At 72.3% G+C, this 15,424-nt stretch carries 11 protein-coding genes; 4 read left to right on the plus strand and 7 right to left on the minus strand.

Annotation, left to right across the window (positions count from 1 at the left end):
* Window positions 1-19 precede the first annotated feature (19 nt).
* The 3 genes from ACFOSY_RS04750 to ACFOSY_RS04760 form a co-directional block, all read right to left on the minus strand.
* A complete protein-coding gene (locus tag ACFOSY_RS04750) occupies window positions 20-1,411 on the minus strand; it encodes an extracellular solute-binding protein (protein WP_394305409.1) in 1,392 nt (463 codons plus the stop codon).
* 132 nt (window positions 1,412-1,543) lie between these two features.
* Window positions 1,544-2,236 carry a response regulator gene (locus ACFOSY_RS04755; RefSeq protein WP_394305410.1) on the minus strand — a complete coding sequence of 231 codons (693 nt, stop codon included), beginning with the start codon at window positions 2,234-2,236 and terminating at the stop codon, window positions 1,544-1,546.
* A complete protein-coding gene (locus ACFOSY_RS04760) occupies window positions 2,233-4,353 on the minus strand; it encodes a sensor histidine kinase (protein WP_394305411.1) in 2,121 nt (706 codons plus the stop codon). Before ACFOSY_RS04760 ends, ACFOSY_RS04755 begins: the two co-directional genes overlap by 4 nt.
* Before the next feature lie 155 nt (window positions 4,354-4,508).
* On the opposite strand from ACFOSY_RS04760, the gene ACFOSY_RS04765 reads away from it, so the two are divergent.
* The 4 genes from ACFOSY_RS04765 to ACFOSY_RS04780 all read left to right on the plus strand — a co-directional run bounded on the left by ACFOSY_RS04765 (window position 4,509) and on the right by ACFOSY_RS04780 (window position 9,262).
* Window positions 4,509-5,903, plus strand: a complete 1,395-nt coding sequence (locus ACFOSY_RS04765) for a cation:dicarboxylate symporter family transporter (protein WP_394305412.1) — start codon at window positions 4,509-4,511, stop codon at window positions 5,901-5,903.
* A 208-nt stretch (window positions 5,904-6,111) separates the two neighbouring features.
* Window positions 6,112-6,540, plus strand: coding sequence for a MerR family transcriptional regulator (locus tag ACFOSY_RS04770; RefSeq protein WP_394305413.1), 429 nt, complete (start codon window positions 6,112-6,114; stop codon window positions 6,538-6,540).
* Window positions 6,537-6,860 (plus strand): thioredoxin family protein, encoded by a 324-nt coding sequence (locus ACFOSY_RS04775; protein WP_394305414.1) that lies wholly within the window; start codon window positions 6,537-6,539, stop codon window positions 6,858-6,860. Before ACFOSY_RS04770 ends, ACFOSY_RS04775 begins: the two co-directional genes overlap by 4 nt.
* 122 nt (window positions 6,861-6,982) lie before the next feature.
* Window positions 6,983-9,262, plus strand: coding sequence for a HelD family protein (locus ACFOSY_RS04780; RefSeq protein ID WP_394305415.1), 2,280 nt, complete (start codon window positions 6,983-6,985; stop codon window positions 9,260-9,262).
* 15 nt (window positions 9,263-9,277) lie between these two features.
* Here the strand turns inward: ACFOSY_RS04780 and glgB are convergent, their stop codons facing one another.
* The 4 genes from glgB to ACFOSY_RS04800 form a co-directional block, all read right to left on the minus strand.
* Window positions 9,278-11,512: a 1,4-alpha-glucan branching enzyme gene (gene glgB / locus ACFOSY_RS04785; protein WP_394305416.1), complete on the minus strand. Its 2,235-nt coding sequence runs from the start codon at window positions 11,510-11,512 to the stop codon at window positions 9,278-9,280.
* Window positions 11,513-11,753: 241 nt separating this feature from the next.
* On the minus strand, window positions 11,754-13,172 hold the full coding sequence (locus tag ACFOSY_RS04790) for a maltokinase N-terminal cap-like domain-containing protein (protein WP_394305417.1): 1,419 nt from the start codon (window positions 13,170-13,172) through the stop codon (window positions 11,754-11,756).
* 116 nt (window positions 13,173-13,288) lie between these two features.
* Window positions 13,289-14,989 (minus strand): maltose alpha-D-glucosyltransferase, encoded by a 1,701-nt coding sequence (treS, locus tag ACFOSY_RS04795; protein WP_394305418.1) that lies wholly within the window; start codon window positions 14,987-14,989, stop codon window positions 13,289-13,291.
* The coding region (locus ACFOSY_RS04800; RefSeq protein WP_394305419.1) for an alpha-glucosidase C-terminal domain-containing protein at window positions 14,986-15,424 on the minus strand (439 nt) is incomplete at its 5' end. The genes ACFOSY_RS04800 and treS, both read right to left, overlap by 4 nt.

The raw sequence follows: 15,424 nt of genomic DNA on the forward strand, positions 1-15,424 counted from the left end.
CGGCGCGTCCCGTCGCCGCTCACCGCGAGGTGACCCGGCCGTCGGCGGCGTCGCGCAGCGCTTCGTCGTAACCCCGCGCGGCCTCCTCCACGGACAGGTCGCCCGTGGTCACACCCTCCATCGCCTCCTGCACGGCGGTCGACACCTTCGGGTACGCCGGGTACGCGGGCCGGTAGTGGGTGTGCTCCACCAGGTCGGTGAAGAACCGGATGCCGGGCTGCGCCGCCGTGTACGCCGGGTCCGCGGCGACGTCCTCGCGGACGGCGATGCCGGAGTTGGCGACGTACCACTTCTGCGCGTTGGCCTTGGTCTGCATCGTCTTCACGAACTCGAAGGCCAGGTCGGGGTTGGCCGCCTTGGCGGGGATCGCCCAGGTCCAGCCGCCCGACATGCTCACCTTGCCGGGCGCCTGCCCGTGCTGGGTGGGCATCGCCGCGAGCCCCAGTTCCTTCGACCACTCGGGCCACTCGTGCCCGCTGCCCTCCAGCCAGTCCTGCGGCAGCCAGGAACCGTCCAGCGCGATGGCGAGTTTGCCCTGCGGCAGCCACTCGCCGCGCACCCTGGTGCCCACGTTGGGGTCGAGGGCGTCGGCGACGTCCGGCCCGAGCTTCTCCTGGTAGACGGTCTCGACGAAGGTCAGGGCGTCCCGGAAGCCCTGGCCGGCCGTGAGCCACTTCTTGGTGGTCTTGTCGTACAGCGGGTCGGACGTGCCGTCGCCGGTGCCGTACAGCAGCATCTCGAAGGTCTGCATGGTGGCCGCCTCGCCGACCGGCTTGCCGGTGTAGACGTTCAGCGGGATGACACCGGGCACCTTCTCCTTGACGGTGCGGGCGGCGTCGAGGACGTCCCCCCAGGTCCGCGGCTGCCAGTTCGCGGGCAGCCCGGCCTTCGCGAAGATGTCCTTGCTGAACCACAGCCCCCGCGTGTCGGTGCCGTCCGGGACGCCGTACGTCTTCCCGTCCTCGCCCTTCGCCGCGGCCTTGGCGGTGTCGATGAACCGGTCCCAGTCCTTCCACCCGGCGAGATAGGGGTCGAGCGGCTTCAAGTACCCGCTGATGATGTCGGAGTTGATGAGGAAGGTGTCCTCGTACACCAGGTCGGGCGCGGTCCTGGGGGAGCGGAGCATCTGCTGGAGCTTGGTGTAGTACTCGGCGTCCGGCGCCTTGATGGGGACGAGCTCCACCTTCTTGCCGGGGTTGGCCTTCTCGAACTGCTTCTTGATGTCCGCGAGATAGGTGTCCATCACCTTCACGGAGTTGTCCGTGGACTGTTTGAACGACACCTTCAGCGTGTCCGGGTCTCCGCCGGATCCGCCGCCGCAGGCGGTCAGCAGCAGCGGGGCGGCGGCGCAGAGGGCGACGAACGCGGTCGGACGGACGGTGGTGCGGGGGCGAGCGGCGGTGGGGCGCACGGGCACGACCTCCTACGGGCACACGACACTGTGGCCTGGACGGCTGCCTGGCGAACGTAAGTTGACTGGTCTAGTCAGGTCAATGCGTGTGCGCAGGGGGAACCGCCGGGGGCGGTGAAGGCTTGGTGAGCCTCAGGAGCCGGACACCCACCGGTACTGGAGTTCCGGCCGCCCCACCGTGCCGTACTGGGGGCGGCGGGCCGCGCAGCCGGAGTCGACGAGGTGCTCCAGGTAGCGGCGGGCCGTGATGCGGGAGATGCCGACCGCCTCCGCGACACCCGTCGCGGTCAGGCCCTCGGGGGCGTCGCGCAGGGCCGTGGAGACGCGTTCCAGGGTGGGGCCGCTGAGGCCCTTCGGGAGGGCGGCCGGGCCGGGGGCGCGCAGGGCCGCCAGGGCGCGGTCGACCTCGTCCTGCCCGCTCGCCTCGCCGGCCGCCGCACGGAACTCGGCGTACCGCACCAGCCGGTCGCGCAGCGTCGCGAACGTGAACGGCTTCAGCACGTACTGGACGACGCCCAGGGACACCCCCTCGCGCACCACCGCGAGGTCACGGGCCGAGGTCACCGCGATCACGTCGGCGTGATGGCCGGCCGCCCGCAGCGAGCGGGCCAGCTGGAGCCCGTGCACGTCCGGCAGGTGCAGGTCGAGGAGCAGCAGGTCGACGGGGGTGCGGTCGAGCACCCGGCGGGCCTGGGCCCCGGTGTGCGCCTTGCCGACGGCGACGAAGCCGGGCACCCGCCCGACGTACATCACGTGCGCGTCGGCGGCTACCGGGTCGTCCTCGACGACCAGCACCCTGATCGGCTGCCCGGGCCGCCCGCTCATCGGGCGCCGCCCACGCCGTTCGCGGCAGCATCGCCCATGCCGTCCGCGCCCGCAGCCGCGCTGCCCGTGCCGTCCGCGCCGCCCGGACCGTCCGCGCCTGCGCCGCCTGCGCCGCCTGCGCCGCCTGCGCCGCCTGCGCCGCCCGCACCGCTCACGCCGTTCGTGGTCGTGCCGCCCGCAGCCGCACCGCCCGTGCCGTCCGTAGCCGTGCTGCCCTTGCCGTCCGCGCCTGCACCGCCTGCACCGCCTGCGCCGTCCACGCCATTCGCGGCCGTGCCGCCCGCAGCCGCACCGCCCGTGCCGTCCGTAGCCGTGCTGCTCGTACCGCCCACGGCGCCCGCAGCCGCACCGCCCGTGCCGTCCGTAGCCGTGCTGCTCGTACCGCCCACGGCGCCCGCAGCCGCACCGGCCGTGCCCTCCGCAGCCGTGCTGCTCGTACCGCCCGCGCCGCCCGCACCCGCATCGCCCGCGCCGCCGTTCACCACCGCGCCCGCCGCCCCCCGCAGCGGAACCCGCACGTCGAACACGGCGCCGCCGTCCTCGCCGGAGGTCACCGCGAGGGTGCCGCCGTGCCGGGACACCGCCTGCCGGACCAGTGCGAGGCCGAGCCCTCGGCCGCCCGGGCCGGACGGCTTGGTGGAGTAGCCGAGCCGGAACAGCTCCTCGGCGCGGTCCGGGTCGACGCCGGGACCGGTGTCGCCGACCCGCAGGACCAGCTCCGAGCCGCCCCTCTCGGTCAGCTCCGTCAGCTCGGTCCGCGCGGTTACCGTCACCCGCGGCCGCACCCCGCCCTGCGCCGCGTCCACCGCGTTGTCGATCAGGTTGCCGAGGATGGTCACCAGGTCACGGGAGGGCAGCACGTCCGGCAGCAGGCCGTCGTCCAGCCGGCTGTCCGCGGACACCACCAGCTCCACGCCCCGCTCGTTGGCCTGCGCGGTCTTGCCCAGCAGCAGCGCCGCCAGCACCGGCTCGCTCACCGCCGCCACCACCTGGTCGGTGAGCGCCTGCGCCAGCTCCAGCTCGGCGGTGGCGAACTCCACGGCCTCCTCGGCGCGGCCCAGCTCGATCAGCGACACCACGGTGTGCAGCCGGTTGGCCGCCTCGTGCGCCTGGGACCGCAGCGCCTGCGTGAAGCCGCGCTCGGAGTCCAGCTCGCCCATCAGCGACTGGAGCTCGGTCACGTCCCGCAGCGTCACCACGGAGCCGCGCCGCTGGCCGCCGGTGACCGGGGAGGTGTTCACCACCAGCACCCGGTCGGCCGTCAGGTGCACCTCGTCGACCCGGGGCTCGGAGGCGAGCAGCGCGCCCGTCAGCGGGGCGGGCAGACCCAGCTCCGCGACCGACCGGCCCACCACGTCCTCCTCCTGGTCCACCCCGAGCAGCTCACGGCCGCCGTCGTTGATCAGCGCCACCCTGTACTGCCCGTCCAGCATCAGCAGGCCCTCGCGCACGGCGTGCAGCGCGGCCTGATGGTAGTCGTGCATGTGGCTGAGCTCGGCCGCGTTCATCCCGTGCGTGTGCCGGCGCAGCCGCGCGTTGATCACGTACGTGCCGATCGCGCCGAGCCCGAGCGCGCCGCCCGCGACCGCCAGCAGCGCGGCGAGCTGCTCCTGCACGCGCCGGCCGATCTCCTCGACCCGTATGCCCGCGCTGACCAGGCCGACGATCCGGTCGCCGTCCCGCACCGGGGTCACGGCGCGCACGGACGGGCCGAGCGTGCCGGTGTAGGTCTCGGTGAAGGTGCGCCCCTTCAGCGCCGGTTCCGTGTGCCCCTGGAAGGGCAGGCCGATCTGGTCCGGGTCGGGGTGGGTCCAGCGGATGCCCCGCGGATCCATGATCGTGACGAAGTCGACGTCGGTGTCGCGCACCACGGCCACCGCGTACGGCTGGAGCCGCGCCGACGGGTCGGACGAGCGGATCGCCTCCCGCACCGACGGCGAGTCGGCCACCGAGCGGGCCACCGAGGTGGCCTGCCGTCCCGCGGCCTGTTCGGCCTCGGAGCGGTTGCTCAGGTACGTGGCCAGCGCGTATCCGGCCACGACGACCGTGAGCAGCACGGCCTGCATGGCGAACAGCTGCCCCGCGAGGCTGCGGGGGCCGGGGAGGGGGATACGCATCCAGCCAGTCTGCCTCGCGCCCCGGCGGTGAACTAAATGAACGGAAGGGTGACCGCGCTCACAAGGCGCGACATAGTCACCGCGTTCCCCCGAACCATCCCCCGGACGTGAGCCGCACGCCGGTGATGCCGACGACGACGTCAAGGAGGGCCGCCGTGACCAGCACCGCCGATACGGCACCTGCCGCACCCGAGGCCAAGCGGGACCGCACGCACTATCTCTACATCGCGGTGATCATCGCGGTCGCCCTCGGCATCGCCGTCGGCCTGATCGCGCCGGACTTCGCGGTCGAGCTGAAGCCGATCGGCACCGGCTTCGTGAACCTGATCAAGATGATGATCTCGCCGATCATCTTCTGCACCATCGTGCTGGGCATCGGGTCCGTGCGGAAGGCCGCCAAGGTCGGCGCGGTGGGCGGCATCGCGCTCGGCTACTTCATGGTCATGTCGGTCGTGGCGCTCGCCATCGGCCTGGTCGTCGGCAACATCCTGGAGCCGGGTTCCGGCCTCGCGATCACCGACGCGGTCAAGGAGACCGGCCACGCGCAGATCGACGCGGAGGCCAAGGACACCACCGAGTTCCTGCTCGGCATCATCCCGACCACCATCGTGTCCGCCTTCACCCAGGGCGAGGTGCTCCAGACCCTGCTGATCGCCCTGCTGGCCGGCTTCGCCCTCCAGGCCATGGGCAACGCGGGCCGGCCGGTCCTGCGCGGCATCGAGCACATCCAGCGGCTGGTCTTCCGCATCCTCGCCATGATCATGTGGGCGGCCCCGGTCGGCGCGTTCGGCGCGATGGCCGCGGTCACCGGCTCGGCCGGCGTGGACGCGCTGAAGAGCCTCGCGGTGCTGATGCTCGGCTTCTACATCACCTGTGTGCTGTTCATCTTCGTGGTGCTCGGCACGATGCTGCGGATCGTCGCGGGTCTGAACGTGTGGACCCTCTTCAAGTACCTGGGCCGTGAGTTCCTGCTGATCCTGTCCACCTCCTCCTCCGAGTCCGCGCTGCCGCGGCTCATCGCGAAGATGGAGCACCTGGGCGTCAGCAAGCCGGTGGTCGGCATCACCGTCCCGACCGGCTACTCCTTCAACCTCGACGGCACCATGATCTACATGACCATGGCCTCGCTGTTCATCGCCGACGCCATGGGCACGCCGATGTCGATCGGCGAGCAGATCCCGCTGCTGCTGTTCCTGCTGGTCGCCTCGAAGGGCGCCGCCGGCGTCACCGGCGCCGGTCTCGCGACCCTGGCCGGCGGTCTCCAGTCGCACAAGCCCGCCCTGGTGGACGGCATCGGCCTGATCGTCGGCATCGACCGCTTCATGAGCGAGGCCCGCGCGCTGACCAACTTCGCCGGCAACGCCATCGCCACGGTGCTGATCGGCACCTGGACGAAGGAGATCGACAAGGAGCGGGTCGCCGAGGTGCTGGCCGGACGGGCCCCCTTCGACGAGCGCACGCTGCTGGACGACCACGGCGACGGCGCCGGCCGGGACGACGACGCCCAGGCGTCCGAGCCGGGCGGCGAGAAGGAACTCGCCAAGGCCTGACGCGGGCAGGCTCCCCCCCCCGCTCCGGCCGGCCGGGTCGCACCCCCGTCGCCCCGGCCGGCCGGTCCCGGAGGCCCACCCCCCTGACAGGGCCTCCCGCCGGACGGCCGGACTCCTCCCCCGTGAGTCCGGCCGCCCGGCCATGCCCGTTCCCGTCAGCTGTGACGCGCTTGCCTTGACGCCGAGGTCAAGGCTTACGTTCGTCCGTATGCGAATCGGCGAGCTGGCCGCACGCGCCGGAACCACGACGCGGACGCTGCGGTACTACGAGTCCCGCGGGCTGCTGCCCGCACGGCGGTCCGGGAACGGCTACCGGACCTACGACGAGTCCGACCTGAAGCTGCTGCGGCAGATCCGCACGCTCCAGGACTTCGGGTTCGGCCTGGAGGAGACCCGGCCGTTCGTGGAGTGCCTGCGGGCCGGGCACCCCGAGGGCGACTCCTGCCCCGCCTCGCTCCAGGTCTACCGGCGCAAGCTCGACGAGCTCGACACGCTCATCGCCGAGCTGGGCGCGGTGCGGGAGACGGTGGGGCGGCAGCTGGCGCGGGCGGAGGCGGCCCGAGCGGCGCTGGCAGCCGACGCGGCGGTCCCGGGAGGTCCGGAGCCGGAGTGCGAACTGGGAGGGGGACCGCGATGAGCGGCGTGCCCGAGGTGACGGACGCGGATTTCGCGGAGGAGGTGCTCGGCGCCGGACTTCCGGTGCTGGTGGAGTTCACCGCCGACTGGTGCCCGCCGTGCCGGCAGATGGCGCCGGTGCTGCGTGAGCTGGCCGCGGAGCAGGAGGGCCGGCTGAAGGTCGTCCAGCTGAACGTGGACCGCAATGCGGCCACGACCAACGCGTACAAGGTGCTGTCGATGCCGACGTTCATCGTGTTCCGCGACGGGGAGCCGCTGCGGTCGATGGTCGGCGCGCGGCCGGGGCGGCGACTGCGGGAGGAACTGCGCGACGTGCTCTGAGCCGCCTCCACGGAGACGAGAAAAACCCCCGGGCAATTGCGCCCGGGGGTTTTCCTTGCGTATATTCGTTCATTCACGCCTTCGTTGTGAGAAGTCGCGAAGAAGTCCAGTGAGCACAGTATATGCGGGCGGGAGTGGAATTGTCAAACACCGAATTTCCGGACGATGAATTGCGGCACGAACAGCAATTCATCGACGGACTGTACGCACGGGTGGACGTCCTGCGGGGCGACGCCGAGACCGGTGTGGCGGACGCCCTCGCCCAGGGCCACACCCCCCGGCAGGCCCGGCTGGAGCGGGACATCCTGGTCGCCGAGCGCTCCGGGCTGCTCGCCGCGCTCAACGCGGTGGACGGCTCCCTCTGCTTCGGCCGCATCGACCTCGCCTCCGGGCAGACCCACCACATCGGACGCATCGGCCTGCGCGCCGACGACGAGGAGCGCACCCCGGTCCTCATCGACTGGCGGGCCGGAGTGGCGCGCCCGTTCTACCTGGCCACCGGCCACACCCCGATGGGGCTGCGCCGCCGCCGGCACATCGCCACCGAGGGCCGCCGGGTCACCCATCTGCACGACGAGATCCTCGACCTCGGCGACGAGACCCGCACCGGCCACGAGGACCCCACCGGCGACGCCGTGCTGCTGGCCGCGCTCAACTCCGCGCGCACCGGCCGCATGGGCGACATCGTCCGCACCATCCAGGCCGACCAGGACCGCGTCATCCGCGCCCCGCACCGGGGCGTCATGGTGGTCGAGGGCGGCCCCGGCACCGGCAAGACCGCCGTCGCCCTGCACCGCGCCGCGTTCCTGCTCTACGAGCACCGCGAGCTGCTGGCCCGCCGCGCCGTCCTGATCGTCGGCCCCAACCCGGCGTTCCTCGGCTACATCGGCGAGGTGCTGCCGAGCCTCGGCGAGACCGGCGTGCTCCTCGCGACCGTCGGCGAGCTGTTCCCGGGCGTGCGGACGACCCGTACGGACACCCCGGGGGCCGCGGCCGTCAAGGGGCGGGCGGACATGGCCGACGTGCTCGCCGAGTACGTCCGCGACCGGCAGGCGCTGCCCGACCCGGTCATCACGATCGAGCACGACCGCGAGGTCCTGATGCTCGACGACGGCCTGGTGAACGTCGCCCGGGAGCGCACCCGCGCCACGAAGCTGCCGCACAACGTGGCCCGCGAACACTTCGAGGGGCACATCCTCAACACGCTCACCGACATGCTCGCCGAACGCATCGGCACCGACCCCTTCGACGGGTCCAACCTGCTCGACCCGAGCGACATCACCCAGATCCGCGACGAGCTCGCCGAGAACCCCGAGGTGTGGTCCGCGATCGACCGGCTGTGGCCGCGGATCACCCCGCAGCGGCTGGTCGCGGACTTCCTCGCCGCCCCGGAGGGCTACCTCTCCGACGAGGACGCCGCCGCGGTCCGCCGCCCGGTCACCCGGCACTGGACCGTCTCCGACGTGCCGCTGCTGGACGAGGCCGCGGAACTCCTCGGCGAGGACGACCGGCTCGCGCGGGAACGCGCCGACCGCGAGCGCCGGCGGCAGATCGCCTACGCGCAGGGCGTGCTGGACGTCTCCTACGCCTCGCGCACCTTCGAGTTCGAGGACAAGGAGGAGGACGACCCGGAGTCCTCCGAGGTGCTCTCCGCGCACGACATCATCGACGCCGAGCGGTTCGCCGAGCGGCACGAGGAGGAGGACCACCGCAGCGCCGCCGAACGCGCCGCCGCCGACCGCACCTGGGCGTTCGGCCACATCATCGTGGACGAGGCGCAGGAGCTGTCCCCGATGGCGTGGCGGCTGCTGATGCGGCGCAGCCCCACCCGCTCGATGACCCTGGTCGGCGACCCGGCGCAGACCTCGGAGGCGGGCGGCGTCGGCTCCTGGGAAGGCATCCTCGCCCCCTACGTCGAGGACCGCTGGGAGCACCACCGGCTCGGCGTCAACTACCGCACCCCGGCGGAGATCATGGAGGTCGCCGCCGAGGTGGTGCGGGCCGCGCACCCCGGCTTCGAGCCGCCCAGCTCGGTGCGTGCCACCGGGGTGAAGCCGTGGGCCCGCGCCACCGCGGACCTGCCCGCCGCCACCGCCGACGCGGTCGCGGAACTCACCCCCGAGGAGGGCCGCCTCGCCGTCATCGCCCCACGCGAGCTGCACCGCGCCCTGGCCGCCCGCCTGGACGGGGTGACGGCCGGCGCCGAACCGGACCTCACCCACCAGGTGGTGCTGCTCGACCCGCGCCAGGCCAAGGGCCTGGAGTTCGACTCGGTCCTGGTGGTCGAGCCGGGCCGCTACGGCACCAGCGACCTGTACGTGGCGCTCACCCGCGCCACCCAACGGCTCGGCGTGCTGCACACCGAGCCGCTCCCGGAGCCGCTGGCCAAGGCGCTCGCGTAACCGGCGCGCCCGCCGTCAGGCCGGGCGCAGCCACAGCGTCGCCAGGGGCGGCAGGGTCAGCCGGATGCTCGCCGGCCGGCCGTGCCGGCCCTGCGGCTCCGGCTTCACCGGGCCGGGGTTGACCACGCCGCCGCCGCCGTAGCGGGCCGCGTCGGTGTTCAGGACCTCGTGCCAGGCGGGCACGTCGTCCGGGACGCCGATGCGGTAGTCGTGCCGGACCACGGGCGCGAAGTGGGACACCGCGAGCAGCGGCGAGCCGTCGGCGTCGTACCGCAGGAACGCCAGCACGTTGTCGTCGGCGGCGTCCCCGGTCACCCAGCGGAAACCGGCGGGCTCGGTGTCGTACTGCCACAGCGCCGGGGTGGCGCGGTACACGGTGTTGAGGTCGCGCACCAGGTCCCGCACACCCCGGTGGTCGGCCTCCGCGCCGTAGTGCGGGTCGAGCAGCCACCAGTCCGGGCCGTGCGCCTCCGACCACTCCGCGCCCTGCGCGAACTCCTGCCCCATGAACAGCAGCTGCTTGCCGGGGTGGGCCCACATGAAGCCCAGGTAGGCACGCAGATCGGCGCGCTGCCGCCACCAGTCGCCTGGCATCTTCGACACCAGGGACCGCTTGCCGTGCACCACCTCGTCGTGGGAGATCGGCAGCACGTAGTTCTCGCTGTACGCGTACACCATCGAGAAGGTCATCTCGCCGTGGTGGTACTTGCGGTGGACGGGCTCGTGGCTCATGTACTCCAGCGAGTCGTGCATCCAGCCCATGTTCCACTTCAGCCCGAAGCCCAGCCCGCCGAAGCCGCTCGGGCCGCGATGGTGCGTGGCCCGGGTGACGCCGTCCCAGGCGGTGGACTCCTCGGCGATCGTCACCACCCCCGGCACCCTGCGGTACACGGTCGCGTTCATCTCCTGGAGGAACGCCACCGCGTCCAGGTTCTCCCGGCCGCCGTGCTCGTTCGGCGTCCACTGGCCCGGCTCCCGCGAGTAGTCCAGGTAGAGCATGGAGGCGACCGCGTCCACCCGCAGCCCGTCGATGTGGAACTCCTCGCACCAGTACAGGGCGTTGGCCACCAGGAAGTTGCGCACCTCGCGCCGCCCGAAGTCGAACTCCAGGGTGCCCCAGTCGGGGTGCGCGGCGCGCAGCGGATCGGAGTGCTCGTACAGCGGGCGGCCGTCGAACTCGGCCAGCGCCCACTCGTCGCGCGGGAAGTGCGCGGGCACCCAGTCCATGATCACGCCGATGCCGGCCCGGTGCAGGGCGTCCACCAGGTACTTGAAGTCGTCCGGGGTGCCCAGCCGGGCGGTCGGCGCGTAGAAGCCGGTGACCTGGTAGCCCCAGGAGCCGCCGAAGGGATGCTCGGCGACCGGCATCAGCTCGACATGCGTGAACCCCAGGTCCTTCACGTACGCGGGGAGCTGCTCGGCGAGCTGCCGGTAGGTGAGCCCCGGCCGCCACGACGGCAGATGCACCTCGTACACGGACAGCGGCGCCCGGTGCGCGGGCACCTCCGCCCGCCGCTCCAGCCACTCGGCGTCGCCCCACTCGTACGCCGACGACGTGACGATCGACGACGTGGCCGGCGGCACCTCGGTGCGGCGGGCCATCGGGTCGGCGCGCAGCGTCTTGGAGCCGTCGGGGCGGGTGATCTCGAACTTGTACAGCTCGCCCTCGCCGATCCCCGGCACGAACAGCTCCCACACCCCGGTCGCGCCCAGCGAGCGCATGGGGAAGCCGGTGCCGTCCCAGAAGTTGAACGAGCCCGCGACCCGCACGCCCTGCGCGTTCGGCGCCCACACCGAGAAGCGGGTGCCGGTGACGCCCTGGTGGGTCGTCGGGTGCGCGCCCAGCACCGTCCACAGCTGCTCGTGCCGGCCCTCGCCGATCAGATGCAGGTCCAGCTCGCCCAGCGTGGGCAGGAAGCGGTACGCGTCCTCCGTCTCCAGCTCCGTCCCCTCGTACGCGACGCGCAGCCGGTACGCCGGGACCTCGTTCAGCGGCAGCAGGCCCGAGAAGAAGCCGTCGCCGTCGTCGTGCAGGGCGACGGTCACGCCGCCGGACACCACGGTCACCGCCCGGGCGTACGGGCGGAACGCGCGGAAGGCCACGCCGCCGGGGACGGGGTGCGCGCCCAGCACGGAGTGGGGGGCGTGGTGCGTGCCGTGCAGCAGGCGGTCGCGGTCGTCGGAGTCGACGGCGGGGGAGACGGCGAGCTCCGCCTCCGGCGGGGTGAGCTGGGGGGAGTTTTCCGGCACCGGTGCCGAGGTCGCCTCCGATGCTGCACGCGCGGCGCCTCGCGTCGTGCCGCCTGCGCCCACCCGTGCCGCCCCAGCGGCACGACTGCCCGCAGGCTGCGTAGCCTTGCGCGCAGGCTTCTTCTTGCGCGCCGGCGTTGGTGGTTCGGTGCGTTGCCGGTTGGGTGGTTGCTCCGGGAAGGGGCCGCTGGACTCGGGGCGGGGGGTCACGGGGGAGCCTCCTGGACGCGGGTCGGGTGGGTCAGGTCGGGTCGGCCGAGGCGAGCCGGCGCAGGGCCGCCAGCGGCACGGGCAGCCAGTCGGGGCGGTGCCGGGCCTCGTAGACCGCTTCGTACACCGCCTTGTCGGTCTCGTACGCGCGTAGCAGCACCGGCTCGGTGCGCGGGTCGCGCCCTGCGGCCTCCGCGTACCCGGCGCAGTACGCCGCGCGGCAGTGGACGGCCCAGTCCGGCTGCGGCGGGTCCGCCGTGCGCGCCGCGTAGTCGAAGGAACGCAGCATGCCCGCCACGTCCCGCACGGCCGGCTGGGGCATCCGGCGCTCGGCCAGCGGCCGGGCCGGCTCGCCCTCGAAGTCGATCAGCGACCAGGTGCCGGCCGGGGAGCGCAGGCACTGCCCGAGGTGCAGGTCGCCGTGGACCCGCTGGGCGGTCCAGGTGCGGCCCTCGGACGCCAGGTCGTCCAGCGCGGTGTACGCCGAGCGCAGATCCTCCGCGTACGGCCGCAGCGCGGGCACCGCGTGCACGGCCGCCTCCAGCCGCTCGGTCATGCCGTCGACCAGGCCGCGCATCTGCACATGGCCCAGGGTGACCGTGGGCAGCGCACGCGCCAGCGCGGTGTGCACCTCGGCCGTGGCCCGTCCGATGGCCCGCGCCTCGGCGACGAAGTCCTCCCCCTTGGCCAGCTCCCGCAGCGCCAGCTCCCAGCCGTCGGTGGCGCCCTGCACGAACGGCTGGAGCACCCCCAGGACGTACGGCTCGGCCGTGTGCGACGGCCCGGCGGTGTCCTCGGCGTCGGTGACCAGCCACGCCGTCGGCGGGGGCACCCGGGGGCAGCCCTCGCGGGCCAGCGCCAGCGGCAGCTCCAGGTCGGGGTTGATGCCGGGCACCATCCGGCGCATCAGCTTCAGGATGAAGGTGTCGCCGTAGACGACCGACGAGTTCGACTGCTCGGCGGTCATCAGGCGCGGCACCAGGCCGGGCCGTATCTCCTGCCGCGGATCGCGCTCGAAACGAAGCCCGCCGATCCGGGCCCGGGTGCGCAGGGCCTCCAGGAGCAGGTCGGCGGGCCGGGTGTCGTGCAGGGCCTCGTAGACCGTCCGTCCGGCCAGGGGGCCCCGCGACACATGACCGATCAGCGCGGGCGCCAGCCGGGGCGGCAGCGCCTCGCGCACGCCTATGAACAGCTGGTAGCAGTCGCCCGGCTGCTCGTGGCCCGCGTGGCCGGGCTGAAGCGGCTGGTGGGCGCGCACGAGCAGGTGGTAGAGGCCCAGCTTGGCGGTGGGCGGCAGCAGCTCGGTCGCCGCGACCAGGTCGAACCCGGTGACCGGGCGGCCCTTCCCGGCGAACCAGCGCTGTCTCGGCAGCCATTCCCGCAACAGTGGATCCAGTGACGCAAGGAGGCCGGGCGGGGTCGTGACGGTGCGTGTGACGGCTTCCGACATGGCGTCGCGTCCTTTCCCCTCTGTCGGCGCGCCACGGGGGGCGCCGCCGGTGGGCGGGGTGTTACTCATGCGTGCCCCGGGCGGAGCGGGGGAAACCGCCCGCCCCGCCCCGGGTTCTACGCGGCGTCCTTGCGGAGCCGGAACCAGTAGAAGCCGTGCCCCCCGAGCGTCATCAGGTACGGCAGTTCGCCGACGGCCGGGAACCGCACCCCGCCGAACAGCTCCACCGGGTGCCGCCCCTCGAAGGCGCTGAGATCCAGCTCCGTGGGCTGCGCGAAACGGGAGAAGTTGTTGACGCAGAGGACGAGGTCGTCCTCGTATTCGCGGAGGAAGGCGAGGACGGCGGGGTTGGAGGAGGGCAGTTCGGTGTAGGAGCCGAGGCCGAACGCCGGGTTCTGCTTGCGGATCTCGATCATGCGCCGGGTCCAGTGGAGCAGCGACGACGGCGATGCCATGGACGCCTCGACGTTGCTGACCTGGTAGCCGTAGACCGGGTCCATGATCGTGGGCAGGTAGAGGCGGCCGGGGTCGGAGGAGGAGAAGCCGGCGTTGCGGTCCGGCGTCCACTGCATCGGGGTGCGGACGGCGTCGCGGTCGCCGAGCCAGATGTTGTCGCCCATGCCGATCTCGTCGCCGTAGTAGATGATCGGCGATCCGGGCAGGGACAGCAGCAGCGCGTTGAACAGCTCGATCTGGTTGCGGTCGTTGTCGAGGAGGGGGGCGAGGCGGCGGCGGATGCCGATGTTGGCGCGCATGCGGGGGTCCTTGGCGTATTCGGCCCACATGTAGTCGCGTTCCTCGTCGGTGACCATCTCCAGGGTCAGCTCGTCGTGGTTGCGCAGGAAGATGCCCCACTGGCAGCCGGAGGGGATGGCGGGGGTCTTGGCCAGGATCTCCGAGACGGGGTAGCGGGACTCCCTTCGCACGGCCATGAAGATGCGGGGCATGACCGGGAAGTGGAAGGCCATGTGGCATTCGTCGCCGCCGGCGCTGTAGTCGCCGAAGTAGTCGACGACGTCCTCGGGCCACTGGTTGGCCTCGGCGAGCAGGACGGTGTCGGGGTACTGGGTGTCGATCTCCTTGCGGACCCGCTTGAGGAACGCGTGCGTCGCCGGCAGGTTCTCGCAGTTCGTCCCCTCCTGCTGGTACAGGTAGGGCACCGCGTCCAGCCGGAAGCCGTCGATCCCGAGGTCCAGCCAGAACTTGAGCGCGGAGATCATCTCCTCCTGCACGGCCGGGTTCTCGTAGTTGAGGTCCGGCTGGTGGGAGAAGAAGCGGTGCCAGTAGTACTGCTTGCGCACCGGGTCGTAGGTCCAGTTGGACGCCTCGGTGTCGACGAAGATGATCCGGGCGTCCTGGAACTGCTTGTCGTCGTCGGCCCACACGTAGTAGTCGCCGTACGGCCCGTCCGGGTCCTTGCGCGACTCCTGGAACCACGGGTGCTGGTCGCTGGTGTGGTTCATGACGAAGTCGATGATCACGCGCATGCCGCGCTGATGGGCGGAGTCGACGAACTCCACGAAGTCGGCGAGGTCGCCGAACTCCGGCAGCACCGAGGTGTAGTCGGCCACGTCGTAACCGCCGTCGCGCAGCGGCGACTTGAAGAAGGGCGGCAGCCACAGGCAGTCGACGCCCAGCCACTGGAGGTAGTCGAGCTTGGCGGTCAGACCTTTCAGGTCACCGATGCCGTCCCCGTTGCTGTCCTGGAAGGAGCGGACGAGGACCTCGTAGAAGACGGCGCGTTTGAACCAGTCGGGGTCCCGGTCCTTTGCGGGGGTGTCTTCGAAGGTGTCCGGGACGGGTTCGTTGACGCTCATGTGGCGGATGACCCTCCGATCTGCGGGGTGGACGGTCGCAGAACCGTGCTGTGTGTCCCGGAAGGCCCGTCCTCGGACCTCCCGCCGACGACGAGTACATGTGCCCCGCCCGGACCGAGACGCACATAGTTGGCGCTGCCCCATTGATAGGTCTCGCCGGTGAGCTCGTCGCGCACCGGCACCGACTCGTGCCAGTCCAGGCCGAGTTGCGGCATGTCCAACGAGACCGTCGCCTCCTGGGTGTGCCGGGTGTCGAGATTGGCGACCACCAGCACCGTGTTGCCGTCCCGTCGCTTCGAGTAGGCGATGATTTCGTCCTTGTCCGCCTGGTGGAAGTGGAGATCGCGCAGCTGCCGAAGGGCCGGGTTCTCCCGCCGGATGGTGTTGAGGCGGGTGATGAGGGGGGCGATGGTGCGTCCCTCGCGTGCGGCGGCG

The organism is Streptomyces lusitanus (assembly GCF_042647945.1).
Lineage (GTDB): Bacteria > Actinomycetota > Actinomycetes > Streptomycetales > Streptomycetaceae > Streptomyces > Streptomyces pseudogriseolus.